The organism is Pantoea graminicola (assembly GCF_048452665.1).
In the GTDB taxonomy this organism is placed as follows: Bacteria; Pseudomonadota; Gammaproteobacteria; order Enterobacterales; family Enterobacteriaceae; genus Pantoea.
This window is the reverse complement of the sequence record NZ_JBLWSJ010000024.1, coordinates 1-630: the sequence shown is the minus strand read 5'-3', so window position 1 is coordinate 630 and position 630 is coordinate 1. Positions and strand designations below refer to the sequence as shown.

Genomic DNA, 630 nt, shown 5'->3' with positions numbered 1-630 from the left:
TATGCTGAGAATGGAATGCAATCGTCGCGAAAATGCAGATATTGACACTCAGGATTCAGTGGAACGCATGATCAACCATCTTAAGATGGAACTTGAAGCGGTAAGGCGGCAAATTAAAGACCACATCAGTAATGATCCTGAGCTGAAAAGATAGGATGATTTGCTGCAGTCAATTCTAGGCATCGGGTCCATTTCGAGCAGTCTGGTGCTGTCCTTCATGGCTAGCAAAGAGTTCAGAAAAGCCAGGGAAGTGACCGCTTTTCTGGGACTTAATCCCCGCCATCACCAGTCCGGTTCATCAGTCCGGGGCAAAACACGCATGTCGAAAATGGGAGATGCCAGACTCCGGTGCGCACTTTATATGCCCGCTCTGGTTGCGCTAAAACACAACCCGGACATCCGTATATTTGGACAGCGCCTTCTGACTTCCGGTAAGCCAAAAATGCTTGTCGTGGGGGCAGTCATGCGCAAACTTATCCATATAATTTTCGGAGTACTTAAATCGGGAACAGCTTTTAGCTCTCGTGTAGAAGTGAAGGCTGCTGTTAATCAGTAATCGAGAAAAGCTGACAGACATGCAACAGGCAAGATTTAACCAACTTCAGTTGGCAGACAGGCTGCTTTGTGCCA

At 47.5% G+C, this 630-nt stretch carries 1 protein-coding gene; it reads left to right on the top strand.

Going from position 1 to position 630, the window contains the following annotated elements:
- The first annotated feature begins 160 nt into the window (after positions 1-160).
- The gene (locus ACNY69_RS21630; protein ID WP_418800352.1) at positions 161-556 is read left to right on the top strand and encodes a transposase; all 396 of its coding nucleotides are present in this window, start codon (positions 161-163) and stop codon (positions 554-556) included.
- The last annotated feature ends 74 nt before the right edge of the window (positions 557-630 follow it).